Origin of the sequence: Streptomyces sp. NPDC050610 (assembly GCF_040654875.1) — a bacterium.
Lineage (GTDB): Bacteria > Actinomycetota > Actinomycetes > Streptomycetales > Streptomycetaceae > Streptomyces.
The window spans coordinates 25,954-40,981 of the sequence record NZ_JBFAIV010000042.1 but is presented as its reverse complement, the minus strand read 5'-3'; the positions used below and the strand labels follow the sequence as shown (position 1 = coordinate 40,981).

Genomic DNA, 15,028 nt, shown 5'->3' with positions numbered 1-15,028 from the left:
GCGGGGGAATTATCCCGGGCTTGCGCCAGCCTAATTTTCCCCTCCCGCGGACGTTTGGTGATCTTCCATGCGTGAAAAGTCACCGCAGGTCAGCGGGGTGATGCAAGAGATTAACTGCCGTTGGCATATGTCGGGAGGGTTGCGTGGAACGGCGGATTCCGGCCGCATGAATCCCCCCGTTCCACCCCGGGGGGTCTTTTTGACGGCCATGATGGTGCCATGGCGGGCTTGGAGGAAATGGGGCAGCCGCAGCCGCGAGCCGCTATGGCCGGGGCGCGGTGGACGCCGGCCGTCGACGATGAACTGACGGTCAGGGCGTTCGAGCTGTTCGGCGATCCGGCGACCCAAGAGGTGCGATTGCCCTCCCGCCCCGAATCCGCGGCCTCCGCCCGCCGGCTGACCCAGTGCGTGGTGCTGCGCAAGTGGGGGCTTTCTCCTCAACTCTCCGAATACGCGGTCCTGTTGGTGTCCGAACTCGTCGGCAACGCGGTCCGGCACACGGGCGCCCGCTCCTTCGGGCTGCGGATACTCCGGCGACGCGGCTGGATACGGATCGAGGTCCGTGACCCTTCCCGGGGGCTGCCCTGCCTGATGCCGGTGCGAGAGCTCGACATCAGCGGTCGCGGCCTCTTTCTGGTGGACAAGCTCTCGGACCGCTGGGGGGTTGACCTGCTGCCGCGCGGCAAGACGACCTGGTTCGAGATGCGCGCAGGCGACCGCTGACCCCGGCGCGCGGGAAACGCGTCCGGAAACACAGAGGCCCCCATCCGTCGTCTTGCGGCGGTGCGGGGGCCTCTGTGTGCCGCCGCGGACGAAAGGGGTGTTGTCCACGGCGTTGTGGTCGACCTTGCCCGGGTCAATGGGGGTCGTGAGACCGACTATGGCAGACGGTGCGCTGTCCCGCTAATGGGCCATAGTCGTAAAATACCGCACCAAACTAGACAAAAGAAAAGTGAATCAAAGGTGACGTGTGACACGAGCCTTGCAAACAATGGGTGAATGGATATGTAGCCAAGGGAATCTGGTTGCGACATTCGGGATTATGGAGCGCTGGACGGCGGACACGCCGCCGCCCAGAACGCCCGTGTCCAATTCCCCTTCGCCTCAACGGAATTGCCTCCCATAAGAGGGGTGGAGGAAACTCTCCGTGCCGTGCGGTTCTTGGCGTGGAGTCGTTGAAACCTCAGCATGGAGGGGCGCCAGTGAGTGGCATGTACCTGCCTGTACCAGCAGCTACGGACTCGGGAGAACGCATGGCAGAGCAAGAGCACCACAGACCCGGCCTGTCCCGCAGGCGCCTTCTGCGCGGTTCGACCCTCATCGGCGCCGCGGGCCTCGGCCTCACCGCCGCCGCCCGGATGGCCGACCACAGCGCGTCCGCCGCGCCGAAGCCCGCCCCGTCCTACCCGCCGCTCCACTGGATCCCGGCCAGCCCCGCCAACTACACGGTCTCCAACCGCCCCACCGCGTACCCGCTCGACTTCGTCGTCATCCACGTGACGCAGGCGACGTTCCCCAACACGATGAAGATCTTCAAGGACCCGTCCTCGAAGGTCTCCGCGCACTACGCGATCGCCTCCGCCGACGGCTACATCGGCCAGTTCGTCCGCGAGAAGGACGTCGCCTGGCACGCCGGCAACTGGAACCACAACACCCGCAGCATCGGCATCGAGCACGAGGGCTGGGTCGACAAGCCGGAGTACTTCACGGACGCCCTGTACCGCGCCTCGGCGACGCTCACCGCGGCCATCTGCGACCGGTACTCCATCCCCAAGACCCGCAGCCGCATCATCGGCCATGTCGAAGTGCCCGGCACGGACCACACCGACCCCGGCCGGTACTGGGACTGGAACCGGTACATGCGGCTCGTCAACGCGGCCTGACCCGTCGGTGCCGCCCGTCGGAGCCGTCCGCCGGAGCCGGGGCTCCGGGCGGCGTCCGCCCCGCGGCGGCGCCCGGCGCTACCGCTAATCTGTGCCGGTCGGACAAGCACACCGGCTTGGGATCAGTACACAGACAGGGGTGGACCCGTGGCGGACATCGAGGCTGCGCGTACAGCGTTCGAGCGGTACGACAAGGACGGCGACGGGCTGGTCACCGCCGCCGAGTACAAGAAGGTGATGGCCGAGCTGGGCGACCCCTACGTCACCGAGAGCGTGGCCCAGGCCGTCATCAACGCCAAGGACGCCGACGCCGACGGCGTGCTGTCCTTCGAGGAGTTCTGGGCCGCCATCAACCGCTGACCGCCGCGCCGGTGCGGGCCGGCGTCAACCGCTGACCGCCGCGCCGGTGCGGGCCGGCGTCAACCGCCGACCGCCGCGCCGGTGCGGGTCAGCGCCAGCCCCGGCGCTGTGCGCTGGCCCGCCGCCGCCGGTCGTTGCACAGCAGGCACCGGCCCCACCCCTGCGGCAGCGGGTCGTTCTTGTCGCCGAACAGCGGGTCCACCGCCCCTCGCGGATGCTCAGGGCAGCCCGTGGCCCCGCCGCCCGCTCCGAGAGAGGTCGCGGCGGCCAGCGCCCGGCGCAGGGCGTCGACGAGCTGGTCGGCCTCGTGCGCCGCGGGCGCGGATTCGATCGAGAAGGCGATGTCCGAGGCGGTGCTGAGCGCGCTCTGGAGTTCGCGCAGGTCTGCGTAACTCATGCTCCGGAGCGTACGCGCCACCACTGACAACGCCCCACCCGCCGACCGCGCCGCCTGCCGCTCGGGCGGTACGAGCAGGGGCGGCGCAGAGGGACAGGGGCCGGAACAGAGGGCCAGAGGGCAGAGGGACAGCGGCCGGAACAGAGGGGCGGAGGCCGGGGCGGCAGGTCGCGTGCTCAGCCGTCCGACGCGTTGCGAGCCCGTTCGAAACGGTCGCGGCCGCGGGACAGTTCGACGATCGGAGCCGGGTAGCCGTCCGGGGCGCCGCCCTGTTCCTCCAGCCGCCACGGCTCGTGGATGTACCGGTCCGGCACCTCCGCGAGCTCCGGCACCCACCGGCGCACGTACGAGCCGCGCGGATCGAACCGCTTGCCCTGCGTCACCGGGTTGAGCACCCGGTTGGGCCGGGTGTCGGTGCCGGTGCCCGCCACCCACTGCCAGTTGAGCTGGTTGTTGGCGATGTCCCCGTCCACCAGGAGGTCCAGGAAGTGCCGGGCGCCCACCCGCCAGTCCGTGTACAGCGTCTTGGTCAGGAAACTCGCCGCCAGCATCCGGCCCCGGTTGTGCATCCACCCCTCGTGCCGCAGCTGCCGCATCGCCGCGTCCACCAGCGGATAGCCCGTACACCCCGTACGCCAGGCCGCGATCTCCCCGGCTTCCCCGCGCCACCGGTCGCCCCGCGGCCGGTAGTCGGCCGCGGACGTCTCGGGCCGGGCGGCGAGCACCTGGTGGTGGAAGTCCCGCCAGGCGATCTGCCGTACGAACGCCTCGCCGCCGGGCCCCGGCTTCCGTCGCGCCCGCTGGACCGCCTCGGCCGCCGACACCGAGCCGAAGTGCAGATACGGCGAGAGGCGGGAGGTGGCATCGCCCGCCAGGTCGTCGTGGCCGGCCTCGTACCGGGCCAGACCGCCGGAACACCACGCGGTCAGCCGCCGCCGAGCCTCCGTCTCACCGCCCTCGGCCAGCCCCTCGGACACCCCGGTGACCTTCGCGCGGGACGGCAGCGGCTCACTGGACACGTCGTCGGGCACGCGCACCGTACGCGGGGCGCCCACCGCGGCCCGTACGCCCTCCTGGCTCCAGCGCCGGAAGTACGGCGTGAACACGGCGTAGTGATCGCCGCCGGACGGCGTCAGCCGGCCGGGCGCGATGGCCGTCACCACCGCGTCGTGCACCGTGAGCTCGCAGCCGGCCTCCGCCAGCGCGGTCCGCAGCCGCTCCTCGCGCCGCAGCGCGTAGCGGCTCACCCCGGCCGCGACGTGCAGTCGGGACGCTCGTACGGACGCCGCGACGGAACACGCCCGGTCCACCACGTCGCCCCGGCGGAGCACCAGGCGACCGCCGCGCGAGCGGAGCGAGGCGTCCAGGTCGGCGAGGCAGTCGGCGAGGAACGCGCGCCGGTTCGGCGCGTCGAACCCGGCGTCGCGCACCCCGTCGTCCACCACGAACAACGGCACGACCTGGTCGGACTCGCGCAGCGCGGCGCGCAGCACCGGATTGTCGTGCACGCGCAGGTCGGAGGTGAACAGCACCACGGAAACACTCACGCGAGCGGGCTCCTTATGCCGGGTGGGGTGTGGGCTTTGGGAAATGGGCCTGGGGGAATGGCCCCGGGCCGGATACGGTCAGGGGCGCGGTCGGCTCCGTGCGGCTCCCTCTCGATCCGCAGGCTCTGGACGCTCGGCCTCCTCGTCCGACGTCTCGGCCGCACGGGCGATGTTGCGGGCCATGCCGCCGAAGACCAGGGCGTGGAACGGCGCCACGCTCCACCAGTAGGCGTGTCCGAGCAGGCCGCGCGGGTGGAACAAGGCCCGCTGCCGGTACCGCGTCCGCCCCGCGTCGTCCTCGTCCGCGTACATCTCCAGCCACGCCAGCCCCGGCAGCCGCATCTCGGCGCGCAGTCGCAGCAGCCGGCCGCGCTCGATCTCCTCGACCCGCCAGAAGTCCAGCGAGTCCCCGACCCGCAACCGTTGGGCGTCCCTGCGCCCGCGTCGTAGCCCCACCCCGCCGACCAGCCGGTCGAGCCAGCCCCGTACCGCCCAGGCGGGCGGGAAGGAGTGCCAGCCGTTGTCGCCGCCGATGCTCTCGATGACCCGCCACAGCTGATCCCGGCGGGCCTCGACGGTACGTTCGCGCCGGTCGGTGTAGAGGCTGCCGCCCGCCCAGCCGGGGTCCGTGGGCAGCGGGTCGCTGGGCGCGCCGGGTACGGACGCCGACGACCAGCGGGTGCTGACCTGCGCGTCCCGTACCCGCTGGAGCGCCAGGGAGAGGGACGCGTCGAAGTCGAGGGGCGCGCCGGGGGCATCGGGCATGTACCGCGCGATGTCGTGCTCGGCGCACACCACCTCATGGCGCAGGGACTCCGCGAGCGGCCGGGCGATGGACCGGGGCACGGGGGTGATCAGGCCGACCCAGTGGCTGGACAGCCCGGGCGAGAGCATCGGTACGGGCACGACGAGGCGGTCCGGCAGCCCGGCCACGGCCGCGTACCGGCGCATCATGTCCCGGTAGGTCAGGACCTCCGGGCCGCCGATGTCGAAGGAGCGGGCGACGTCGTCGGGCATGGTCGCGCTGCCGACGAGGTAGCGCAGGGCGTCCCGGACGGCGATCGGCTGGATCCGGGTCCGCACCCAGCTCGGGGTGACCATCACGGGCAGCCGTTCGGTGAGGTAGCGCAGCATCTCGAACGACGCCGAGCCGGACCCGATGATGACGGCGGCGCGCAGCACGGTGGCCGGTACGCCGGAGCCGAGGAGAATCCGGCCCACTTCGGCGCGCGAGCGCAGGTGGGGGGAGAGCTCCCGGTCCGGGACGCCCGCCGGGGTGAGGCCGCCCAGGTAGACGACGCGCCGCACCCCCGCCGCACGGGCCTGCTCGCCGAAGACACGGGCGGCCCGGCGGTCGGTCTCCTCGAACCCGGAACCGGTGCCGAGGGCGTGCACCAGGTAGTACGCCACCTCGATGCCGCGCAGCGCGTCGCCGACCGAGTCGGCATCGGTGACATCGCCGCGTACGACCTCGACCCGGTCGGCCCAGGGATGGTCGCGCAGCTTCTGCGGGGACCGGGCCAGACAGCGCACCCGGTGCCCGGCCGCCAGCAGTTCGGGTACGAGCCGGCCGCCGATGTAGCCCGTGGCGCCCGTCACCAGGCAGCGCCGCGATCCGCCGTCACTCATGGTCTCCGCCGTCCGTCACATGCTCTTCGGGCACTCCCTGGGCACTCCCCGGGCACTCCTCGGGCACTCCTCGGGCACTCCTCGGGAGCTGTCGCGCCCGATGCCTGTACTCATGCTCACCGTCTCGCGCCGGAAGCGTTTCCGCCTCTCGGACGAGGCCGCCCGGTCCCGTATCCGGGGCGACCCAGCGGTCACGGACCCGGCGGATCTACGAACAGGGCACCCCCTACTGCCTGCGCCCGGGCCCTGGCCGAAGCGGTACGTCCGCGACGGGAAGGACCCGGGCGCAGGCGTCCGGGGGAGGCGGCTGCTCAGCCGCTCAGTCGCTCAGTCCTCAGTTGCTCAGGAGAATACGACCGAACGCACCTTCAGCCGCTCCGAGCCGCCACCGGTGTGCGGACGCAAGGAGAAGTACTCCCCGCCTGCGCAGTTGGCGTGCAGAAAGACGGTGGCCGTCCGGTCCGTCCGGTTCTTCGGCGAGTATCCGGGCGGAAGGGAGTCGGAGCCGACGCCGTGAAGGTTGATGCACTTCCCGCTCCGCGGGTCGTTGAGGAATCCGACGGCCTCGTACCCCTCGGTGGTCTTGTACGTGTACCGGAACTGCCCTTCGGCGGCGGAGGCGGAGCCGGGCACGGCGGCGAGCAGCGCAAGTCCACTGACGACGGCGGCCGTGAAGGTTCGAATACGCACGAGGGCAACCCCTTTGGTTCGAGTTGGTTCGAGTTGGTTCGAGGCGGTGATATGGCTCCTCGACGTTGCCCAAGTCAGTGTTCAAAAAGCCCTGCTTCACCCGAAGGGGTCAAGCAGAATCGTCCCTGCTCACCCGTACGGCCCACTGACGTGCCCGTGCCACCGGCGGCCCGAGCCTGCCGAGAGCTGCCAGTCCGACGCTGCTTCCCTGAGGGCGTCGAGTCCGCGGGCGATCGTGGGCACGGCACTGCTGCCCCGACGGACGCACGCCACCACCTTGCGTACGGGCGTGGGTTCGCCGTGCAGCCGGACCCTGACGACGCCGAAACTGTCGGGGACGGCCGCGAGGCGCGGCACCAGACAGATCCCGAAGCCCTGCGCGACCAGCGCCGCCACCGCACTCCAGTCGACCGCGCCGTGCCTGACCCGAGGCGCGAACCCCGCTGAAGCGCACGCCGTGACGAACAGCTGGTGCTGGTCCCGCGGGTCGCCCGCCCGCAGCCAGTCCTCCCCGGCGGCGTCCGCCAGCGCGACGGACCCCGATCCGGCGAAGGGGTGGCCCGTGGGAACGAGCAGATCCTGCGGCTCTTCGAGCAGAGGATGCTGCTCGAACCGCTCGTCGTCGGGCGCCGGGGTGCTCGACGCGGGGATGACGACGGCGATGTCCGTACGGTCCATGAGCAGCAGGTGGAAACGGTCCTCGTCAGGGTCTTCGCCGAGGTGGAACGACATCTGCGGATACCGGCCCCGCAGCTTCGCGACGGCCGGCGCCACCACCGAAGCCAGTGCCGTGGCCACCCCGGACACCCGCAGCTCCCCGGCCTCGCCCTCCCGGTGCATGGCCAGGTCCCCGCAGGCCCGCTCCCATTGGGCGAACAGGGTGTGTGCGTGGCCGAGCAGGGTCCGCGCGGCGGCCGTGAGCCGCACGTTGCGCCCGTAATGCTCCAACAGCTCGATGCCGAGGTCGGCGGAGAGCTGACGCAGTTGCTGCGAGACGGAGGAGGGGGAGAGATGGAGCACCGCTGCGGCCGCGGTGATGGTCTTCTCCTCGTTCAGCACGCGCAGGGTCTGTAGCCGAGAGTCGATCATTCGACCAGACAACACGATACTGTTCGGAAAGATTCGATGGACCCGGAAGTTCATTCCGGTGAGACTGATCACATGACTTTGACGACCGGTTATCCGCCTGCCATTCGCATCGGATGGAATCCGCCCCGAAGTGAATCTCCCGATCGTTATGGGATTTCATGACCGAGTCCATAATCGCTGGAATGTGGGCGGGTTACGGTCTTTCCGTACCGGTGGGCGCGGTGGCTGTGCTCATGATCAATACAACGGCCCGTACGTCGTTCCGAGTAGGCGCCGCCGCTGCCATCGGCGCCACCACAGCCGACGCCTTCTATGCCGTGGCGGCAGTTCTGGGCGGAAGCGCACTGGCCACCGCGGTCGCGCCGTTCGCGGGACCGCTGCGCTCGGTCGCCGCGCTGATCCTCATCGGAATGGCGATTCGCATCGCAGTGTCGGCGTTGAAGCAGCGCCACGATATCCACGAGGCCCGAAAGTCCGAACCGGAGCGGATGAAACCCCTGCACTCCTACTTCGCATTCCTCGGCCTGACGGCATTGAACCCCTGGCCGGCCATTTACTTTGTGGCACTGGTTCTGGGCAGGCAATCCCACGGACGTACGCCGGCGGAAGAAACCGTCTACGTCGCCGCCATCATCGCGGCCTCCGGCAGCTGGCAACTCCTCCTGGCCGGGGGAGGGGCAATACTGGGCCGCTTCCTGACGAGCCAACGAGGCCGCACTGTCACCGCGCTGTTGTCCAGCGCTCTCATCGTCGCGCTGGCGACGAAAATCGCGCTCTCGGGCTGACGAGGCAAGCCCTACCCGAGCCGTTGCGGCCCAGCGGCCCCGCTTCGTCTTCAAAGAAAAGCGCGGCATCTGCCGATCGCATGGGCAGCGCTTTCACAGATCGCGCGGCCTTGGGCGACGCGGCCGGGTGGGTTCGGCGGGTGTCAGTCGTCGTCGGCGATGAAGTCTGTTATCGCGGCGGCGATGGCTTCGGGCTGCTCGTCGGGGATGAAGTGTCCGGCGTCGGGCACGACGATGCGGGTGGTGTTGTCGGCCCATGGGCTGATGGAGGCGGCCATGTCCGGAATGGAGCCGTGGCTGCTGGAGATTCCGAGGACGGGCACGGTCAGGTGGCGCCGCTTGAGCGCCTCGCGGTTCTTGCGCGTCGATTCCGCGGCGTCTCGGTAGTACGCGAGCGAGGCGCGCAGACCGCCGTCGGCGGCGATGGCCGCCGCGTAGTGGTCGAGTTCGGCGTCGTCGAACGTGTCGGGAGACAGGGCCTTCGCCTTCAGGAACCAGCCGACGTACTCGCGTTCGCGGCCGTCGAGCAGCGTCTCGGGCAGGTCGGGCACGAGGTGGAACGCGAAGTGCCAGGTTTTCCACGCTCGGTCCGGGTCGGTGGGAATGGACTCCGGGAGAGTGATACCGGGAATTCCGGCGTCGAGCAGGGCCACCCCGCGCAGGTGGCTCTCGAAGCCGAGGGCGAGGGAGAAGGCGACCCAGGCGCCGATGTCGTGGGCGACCAGGGAGTAGGTCGACACTCCGAGAGCCTTCACGGCGGTGTGGACGTACGCGGCGACCGTGTGCGTGTCGTAGCCGTGCTCCGGGCGCTCTGAGTGGCCTTGGCCCGGCAGGTCGATCGCGATGACGCGGAACCGGTGGGCGAGGCCGGGCATCACCTTCCGCCAGGCCCACCAGGTTTGCGGAAATCCGGCGAGCAGGACGACGGCCGGGCCGTTCGGCCGTCCGCCTTCGACGGCATGGAGACGGACGCCGTCCGCGTCGATCCAGCGGTGAGTGAATCCGGCCAGATCCTGTAGAGGGAGGTCGCGGATGGGGTTGCTTTCGGAGACGTGCGGAGTGCTGGTTGCTGGGCCGGTCACGGGGGTCCTCCATCGGTGTCAGGTGTCAGGTGTCAGGTGTCAGGTGTCAGGTGTCAGGCGTCAGGCGTGCGGTCTGCGGTCTGCGGTCGGGACGGTGTGGCACGACGGCGCGGTCGCGAAGTGCGCGGCCTGCCTGGCGATGACCACGTTTGAAGGCTAACTCATCTTGAACTGATTGGTTCAAGATAGGATGGTACGCAGCGCAGCCCGAACCATCGACGCATCGGCAAGGAAGTACCGCGTGGCAGGCAAGAAGCAGTTCGACATGGGCACGGCGCTCGACGCCGCGATGATCCAGTTCTGGCGCGCCGGCTACGCCGACACCTCATTGGGTGATTTGTCCCGGGTGACCGGCCTGAACCGCAGTTCCATCTACTCCTCCCTCGGCGACAAGGACACGCTCTTCCTGCGCTGCCTGGATCTCTACGCCGCGCGCTACGGCGAGAAGTACGACGCAGCCCTGTCGTGTGCGGCCTCGGAACCCGTTGCCGCCGTCCGTGCGTTCTTCGGCGTCACTCTCGATCGCATCGCCGATCCCGAGCTGCCCGACGGATGCCTGATCGCGCAGTCGGCCATGGCGATTCCAGTGCTGAGTCCGAACGTCGCGGCCCACGCCGAGCAGGCGCTCGGCTTCCAGCTCCTGCGCCTGCGCGCCGCGCTGAAGGCCGGCGGACTGGCCGACCGGGACGCCGAGACCTTCGCTGTGCACGCGGCGGCTGTGAACCAGTCGCTCGCCGTCATGAGCAGGGCCGGGGCGAGCCCGGCGCAGCTCCTGGCCATCGTGGGCGTGACCGTCGACGCGCTGTCGCAGGCGCTGCGCGCGTACCGGACCTGATGCGGCCGTCGGACTCCCGGGCCTGGTACACACAGTCTGGTACGCGCAGCCTGGTACGCGCCGTCACTTCATGAGGTCGAGGCGTGCGCGGCCTGGCGCCCGGGGCGCGCAGGGCCCGGTCTCAAGAGCGGGTGTCGTCTTAAGAGCGGGTGTCGGAGCCGGTGATCGCCGCGGGAGTGGCTTCAGGCGTCGCCAGCAGGTGAGCCAAGGTCTCCTCGTTCACGGGGTAGGGCCGTTCGCGGGGCAGGAGTCGCCGTGCGGCGTCCAGGTCCCCGGTGCGTACGTGCGCGTGGACCGCATGGGTGAGCGGTGTGACGTCGGTGATGGAGACGGTCCACTCGTCGGCGTAGAGCCGCGCGGCTTCGCCGGTGAGGCCGAGCTGGAGGGAGCGGTGGGGGAGGGGCTGGAGGCGCAGGTCGCGTTCGGGGTCCCATTGCACACGGGCCGGAGCCTGTGTCAGCCGGCGCTTCCACGTCGCGTGGTCGGCGTGGAGGCCGCGTTCGTAATGGGACAGGCAGGCGTTTTCCAGCGCCCACTCGAAGCCCTCACGGGTGATCTCCACGGCGAGGACGGTTTCCTGGCGTTCTTTGGCGCCCCAGCCACAGCGGTACATCATCCACAGGAACGACGGCTTGATCCAGGTCATCCGGTCGCGTTTCCACGCGGCCGGGAATCGGCCCTCCCGCGCCGCCGGGAGGCCGATCTCCGGTGCGTACGCCTGGTAGACGGTGACCGTTGAGTCTGTGTGCACGGCGCGCACGCGGTACTTGGGTTCTGCCATGAGGACCAGGGTGGACGCACCGTTCGGCGTATGCCATCGAATTACGCCTCCCCCGACCCGCTCACCGCGCGGCGCCGTGCGCGGACGCACGGACGCAACGACGCACCGTCTGCTGAATGGATTCCTCAGCCCGTGACGCGTTGGCGGTGGGCGCCGCGGGCGGTGGAGGCGTGGCGGGTGGTCGGGGTGGGGCCGGGGGTGAGGTCGAGTTGGCGGATGAGCTGGTGGAAGCAGAGCAGCACGGTCACGGGTGGCAGTCCGGCCACGATGATGCCCGCCGGGGTGGTGGGGGCGTGGATGATGCACAGGGCCATGGCGATGGCGGCGAAGAGGACGATGACGCACCAGGAGTGGGCGGTGCGGCGCCGGTAGGCGCGGGCCCGCAGGATCGAGAGGGTGGCGGCGAGCCACGGCCCGTAGACGAGCAGCGGCCACAGCAGCGCGACTCCGCCGGGAGCGACGCCGCTGGCGAGACCGTGCAGCGCCGGGTACGACGCCGCGGCGCCGAGGATGCCGACGGCGGCCACGAGCACGGTGGTCAGCGCGATGGATACGAGGCCGAGCAGCCGCTTCCAGGCCCGGCCGCCCTCGCCGTCGCGGCGGGAGGGCAGACAGGTGGCCTTGCGGTGGCTGTGCGGGGCGGCGGCGTGCGGCACGTCGGCGGCCACGGGCGGGTGTTCGGCGGTGCTGAGCAGGTCGGCGAGCTCGGCGTCCAGGTAGGTGCCGTTCGTCGCGGCGATCGCGTCACAGGCGTCCGCCAGGCTTTCGTGCGGGGCCGCGCCGTTGAAGAGCGGGCCGTCGCCCAGGCCGTACCGCGGCTCGGAGGCCCAGTGCGCGTCGGTGGGCGAGGGCTGGAACAAGGGGGAGACGTTGGGGTCGTACACGGTGACTCCGTGCTGTGAGTAAGGGGTGCGGAACGGGAGCGGTGCGCTCAGACCGCGACCGGCAGGGGCCGGTACACGGGCGGTGGTCCCGCGGGCGGGCGAGGGCCCGCGATGAGCGTCCGCGCACACAGAGCGGCCTCGATGCGGTCCAGTTCGGCGAGCAGGCGCTCCACAAGGTCGGCGGAGTGCTCCAGTCGGACCTCTTCGCTCCCGCATGCCAGGTAGGACGACGCGGGGCGGTCAACGGTCGAGGGAGCCGTGATCGGCTTGAGGAGCCACTTGCCCATGGATCGAGTCGGTCGAACAGGAGGGTGGGGAGCATGGGCGATATCTGTCATAACCACTGAAACGACGACTGCCGGGAATCAGATATCGGCCATTCGGATCCATTGGTTCTACTTAATTCACAATATCCCAGTGATTATCAAATTTCTCGGATGAAGCTTTCGGGTGGGGTGTGGGCTGTGGTTCGTGGGCTGCTGTGGGACGTGGACTGTGGGCCGTGGACGGTCTGCTCTGGGGGGGGGGATCAGGCGTCCCCCGTCGACTCCGTACCAGCCCCGCCCGTACGAGCCTCGTCCGCACCACGCGTTCGCGCTGTTGTACCAGGCGTCGCGTGGTGTCGGATCACGACTGTGCGCGCATTCTGATGATGCGATTCGTCGGTGACGAAGTGGTAGGGGCGGCCTCGTCAACGGTCCCCGGGTCCGCGGGGTGTGCCATGAAGGCGGAGGGTGTCTCCTCGCTCTGTTCGATCTGCCCGCGTCGGACGTCCGTGAGAACGGTGACGGACAGCTGCCGCAAGGCGTCCGCGTGCACGCTGAGGGTCTGGCGGGTCCGGGCGTCGCCCGGGTCCGCCAGCAGGATGCGAGCGGCTGTATTGGCGGCGCGCAGACGCGGCTTCTGCGCGGTTCTGTGGGCGCGGGGCAGGGAGCGCCAGGCGGTATTGGCGACGGTGGCCAGCCGCCACAGGTCGTTGGACGCCGGATCGGCATCGTAGAACCGCAGCCCGTACCGGCCCACGAGCCAGTAGGAGACGGCGAGCGCCGCGGCGGCCGCGGCGTCGAACGCCGCCCAGCAGCGGGACAGGCTGTGGCGTCCCAGGGCCGCGTCGACGAGGAAGGCCGCGCCCGCGCCGCCCGCGCCGAACAGAATCGCCGCGACCGTGACGAAGAACGCGACAGCCGGAATCAGGCCGATCCCGTTCTCGCTGTCCATCCGGTGCAACCCCTGCCAATGGGGCGCGAGGTACCGGGCGTAACGGACGACTTTCGGCGCGGGCTCCGTGGTGGCGATTCGTTTCGCCCAGCTCACGGCCACGGGAACTCACTCCTCAACCGGAGGTTCGTGCTAAGGATCATGTCCGCGATAACGAATCAGCGGAATCGCGGGTACGCCCGTTTCGGGACGGCGGTGGCGCTGAGTGGGGAATTCCTCCGGGCGGCGGGGCGTGCTCCCGGGCGTATTCATTATTATGGCCGCTCGATGACACCCGCGCCGCAAAGATCATGTGACGGACGCCGGGCTCGGCCGCGCGATTCCGCGCCGAATGGATTTTCATCCGGCGAGTGGGAGCGCCTTGGTCGGCTGCTGCGTGTCGATATTCGGCGGCTGCCGACGGAGTTTCACGCCTTGTGCGCGGCCTCGGCTGTGGCGAGTACGGCCGACGCGGCGCCGCGGGCCTGGTCGGCGGCGCGCGCGCCCAGGATGGCGGACGTCACCAGGGCCCCTTCCACCAGTACGTGCATGCTCTCGCCGACGGCCCGCGGGTCGTCGTAGTCCTCGGCGAGCCCGATCAGGTAGTCGCGGAACAGCGTCTTGTGCTCCCGCACCGCTTCGGTCACCAGCGGATGGCTTTCGGCTCCGCGCCCGCCGAGTTCGGCCCAGGCGTTGACGAAGGCGCAGCCCCGGAAGTCCGGTGCGTCGATGGTTTCCTGGAGGCTGTCGAACGCCGCGAGCAGCCGCGCCCGCGAGCCGTCCGGGGCCGGGGCGGCCCGTTCGACGGACTCGGCCAGCCGCGTACGCAGCCGCCGGCCGTGCGTCCGCAAGTAGGCGGCGGCGAGGTGGTGCTTGGACGGGTAGAGCTTGTAGAGGCGCGCCAGCGACACCTCCGCGCCGTCCCGGACCTCGGCCATCCCCACCGCGTGGATGCCGCGCTGGTAGAAGAGCTCTTCGGCGGTCTCCAGTACGCGCGCCCGCGCCTCGTCGTCGTCCACTCTCAACCTCGGAACCCTCCCGTACTAGAACGCTGGTTCTAGTGTACTGGCGCCGGCTGCTGCGGAGTGAACCACTCGCCGGGCGTCGTGACCAGCGGGGTCATCCCGAGTTCGGTCGCGCGCTCCTCGAAACGCTCGACCGCTCGCGGGGTCTCGATGTAGATCGGGGGCTTGTGCAGCGTGTCGTAGTGGATGGGGACCGCGGTACGGGCGCCCAGGATGTGCGCCGCGACCGCCGCCTCCTCCGGCAGCATCGAGGCGTTGAAGGGGCTCGGCGGCTGGAGGTGGGGGAGCTCGACTATCGCGCCGTTGATGGGGACGAACGCGATGTCCACGGGCCCGAAGCGGCGCGCGATCGCCCACCAGAATCCATGGAAGATCGTGTCTCCGCCGTGGAACACGCGGATTCCGTCGCACTCGACGACCCAGCAGAGCTGCGGGTCGCCCAGCCCGTCGATGGACGGACCTGCCGCGATGCGGAACGGGCCCACGGTGCGTTCCTCCCACGGCCGTACGGCCTCGGTCGCGATGCCGTGCTCGCGGAACGAATCCTCGGTCTCGCAGGTCCACTTGAGATCGTCGCCCGATCCGGGGAACGGTTCGGGCCGGTATGTCGGCGCCCCGGCGGCCAGCGCCTTCCGGATCGCCACCGGGTCGGCGTGGTCCGAGTGCAGGTGCGTCACCAGCGCCGCCGTCGTCTCCCCGGGGCGTGACGCCTCGGGGAACCTCTCGTCCGAGAACAGCGGTGAGGCGTCCTCGATGAGGTCGATGACCAGCGTCTGACCGTCGTGTTCGAGCTCGACGCCCGCCCATCCCATACGTCGCAGTCGCACAGCTACTCCTTCGCGTT

The 15,028-nt window shown here is 70.1% G+C and carries 17 protein-coding genes; 5 read left to right on the top strand and 12 right to left on the bottom strand.

Translation table 11 applies throughout. The features are described 5' to 3' along the window. The first annotated feature begins 219 nt into the window (after positions 1 to 219). The 3 genes from AB0I22_RS34615 to AB0I22_RS34605 all read left to right on the top strand — a co-directional run bounded on the left by AB0I22_RS34615 (position 220) and on the right by AB0I22_RS34605 (position 2,243). Positions 220 to 723, top strand: coding sequence for an ATP-binding protein (locus AB0I22_RS34615; protein ID WP_363134960.1), 504 nt, complete (start codon positions 220 to 222; stop codon positions 721 to 723). 530 nt (positions 724 to 1,253) lie between these two features. Beyond that, positions 1,254 to 1,883, top strand: coding sequence for an N-acetylmuramoyl-L-alanine amidase (locus AB0I22_RS34610; protein WP_363134959.1), 630 nt, complete (start codon positions 1,254 to 1,256; stop codon positions 1,881 to 1,883). 147 nt (positions 1,884 to 2,030) lie between these two features. Beyond that, positions 2,031 to 2,243 (top strand): EF-hand domain-containing protein, encoded by a 213-nt coding sequence (locus AB0I22_RS34605; protein WP_363134958.1) that lies wholly within the window; start codon positions 2,031 to 2,033, stop codon positions 2,241 to 2,243. A gap of 88 nt (positions 2,244 to 2,331) precedes the next feature. Here the strand turns inward: AB0I22_RS34605 and AB0I22_RS34600 are convergent, their stop codons facing one another. From AB0I22_RS34600 to AB0I22_RS34580, 5 genes are all read right to left on the bottom strand, one after another. Then, positions 2,332 to 2,640 carry a hypothetical protein gene (locus AB0I22_RS34600; protein WP_363134957.1) on the bottom strand — a complete coding sequence of 103 codons (309 nt, stop codon included), beginning with the start codon at positions 2,638 to 2,640 and terminating at the stop codon, positions 2,332 to 2,334. Positions 2,641 to 2,816: 176 nt separating this feature from the next. Beyond that, the gene (locus tag AB0I22_RS34595) at positions 2,817 to 4,187 is read right to left on the bottom strand and encodes a deoxyribodipyrimidine photo-lyase (protein ID WP_363134956.1); all 1,371 of its coding nucleotides are present in this window, start codon (positions 4,185 to 4,187) and stop codon (positions 2,817 to 2,819) included. A 78-nt stretch (positions 4,188 to 4,265) separates the two neighbouring features. Then, complete coding sequence (locus tag AB0I22_RS34590; protein ID WP_363134955.1) at positions 4,266 to 5,816, bottom strand: SDR family oxidoreductase; 1,551 nt, start codon at positions 5,814 to 5,816, stop codon at positions 4,266 to 4,268. A gap of 342 nt (positions 5,817 to 6,158) precedes the next feature. Continuing rightward, positions 6,159 to 6,506 (bottom strand): hypothetical protein, encoded by a 348-nt coding sequence (locus AB0I22_RS34585; RefSeq protein ID WP_363134954.1) that lies wholly within the window; start codon positions 6,504 to 6,506, stop codon positions 6,159 to 6,161. A 129-nt stretch (positions 6,507 to 6,635) separates the two neighbouring features. Further along, positions 6,636 to 7,595 (bottom strand): LysR family transcriptional regulator, encoded by a 960-nt coding sequence (locus tag AB0I22_RS34580; protein ID WP_363134953.1) that lies wholly within the window; start codon positions 7,593 to 7,595, stop codon positions 6,636 to 6,638. Positions 7,596 to 7,753: 158 nt separating this feature from the next. On the opposite strand from AB0I22_RS34580, the gene AB0I22_RS34575 reads away from it, so the two are divergent. Beyond that, positions 7,754 to 8,380: a LysE family transporter gene (locus AB0I22_RS34575; protein WP_363134952.1), complete on the top strand. Its 627-nt coding sequence runs from the start codon at positions 7,754 to 7,756 to the stop codon at positions 8,378 to 8,380. A 143-nt stretch (positions 8,381 to 8,523) separates the two neighbouring features. Here the strand turns inward: AB0I22_RS34575 and AB0I22_RS34570 are convergent, their stop codons facing one another. Further along, complete coding sequence (locus AB0I22_RS34570) at positions 8,524 to 9,462, bottom strand: alpha/beta hydrolase (protein WP_363134951.1); 939 nt, start codon at positions 9,460 to 9,462, stop codon at positions 8,524 to 8,526. 241 nt (positions 9,463 to 9,703) lie between these two features. Between AB0I22_RS34570 and AB0I22_RS34565 the strand changes: the two genes are divergently transcribed. Next, entirely contained in the window at positions 9,704 to 10,297 is a 594-nt protein-coding gene (locus AB0I22_RS34565; RefSeq protein WP_363134977.1) for a TetR/AcrR family transcriptional regulator, read from the top strand. Between the two features lie 139 nt (positions 10,298 to 10,436). Here AB0I22_RS34565 and AB0I22_RS34560 read toward each other — a convergent pair whose 3' ends face one another. The 6 genes from AB0I22_RS34560 to AB0I22_RS34535 all read right to left on the bottom strand — a co-directional run bounded on the left by AB0I22_RS34560 (position 10,437) and on the right by AB0I22_RS34535 (position 15,011). Next, the gene (locus AB0I22_RS34560) at positions 10,437 to 11,078 is read right to left on the bottom strand and encodes a DUF4291 domain-containing protein (protein ID WP_363134950.1); all 642 of its coding nucleotides are present in this window, start codon (positions 11,076 to 11,078) and stop codon (positions 10,437 to 10,439) included. Positions 11,079 to 11,203: 125 nt separating this feature from the next. Next, the gene (locus AB0I22_RS34555) at positions 11,204 to 11,962 is read right to left on the bottom strand and encodes a DUF2637 domain-containing protein (RefSeq protein ID WP_363134949.1); all 759 of its coding nucleotides are present in this window, start codon (positions 11,960 to 11,962) and stop codon (positions 11,204 to 11,206) included. 47 nt (positions 11,963 to 12,009) lie between these two features. Next, a complete protein-coding gene (locus AB0I22_RS34550; protein ID WP_363134948.1) occupies positions 12,010 to 12,249 on the bottom strand; it encodes a hypothetical protein in 240 nt (79 codons plus the stop codon). A gap of 340 nt (positions 12,250 to 12,589) precedes the next feature. Beyond that, positions 12,590 to 13,282, bottom strand: a complete 693-nt coding sequence (locus AB0I22_RS34545; RefSeq protein WP_363134947.1) for a hypothetical protein — start codon at positions 13,280 to 13,282, stop codon at positions 12,590 to 12,592. A gap of 305 nt (positions 13,283 to 13,587) precedes the next feature. Further along, a complete protein-coding gene (locus AB0I22_RS34540; RefSeq protein WP_363134976.1) occupies positions 13,588 to 14,178 on the bottom strand; it encodes a TetR/AcrR family transcriptional regulator in 591 nt (196 codons plus the stop codon). 38 nt (positions 14,179 to 14,216) lie between these two features. Then, positions 14,217 to 15,011, bottom strand: coding sequence for an MBL fold metallo-hydrolase (locus AB0I22_RS34535; RefSeq protein ID WP_363134946.1), 795 nt, complete (start codon positions 15,009 to 15,011; stop codon positions 14,217 to 14,219). Positions 15,012 to 15,028: the final 17 nt, after the last annotated feature.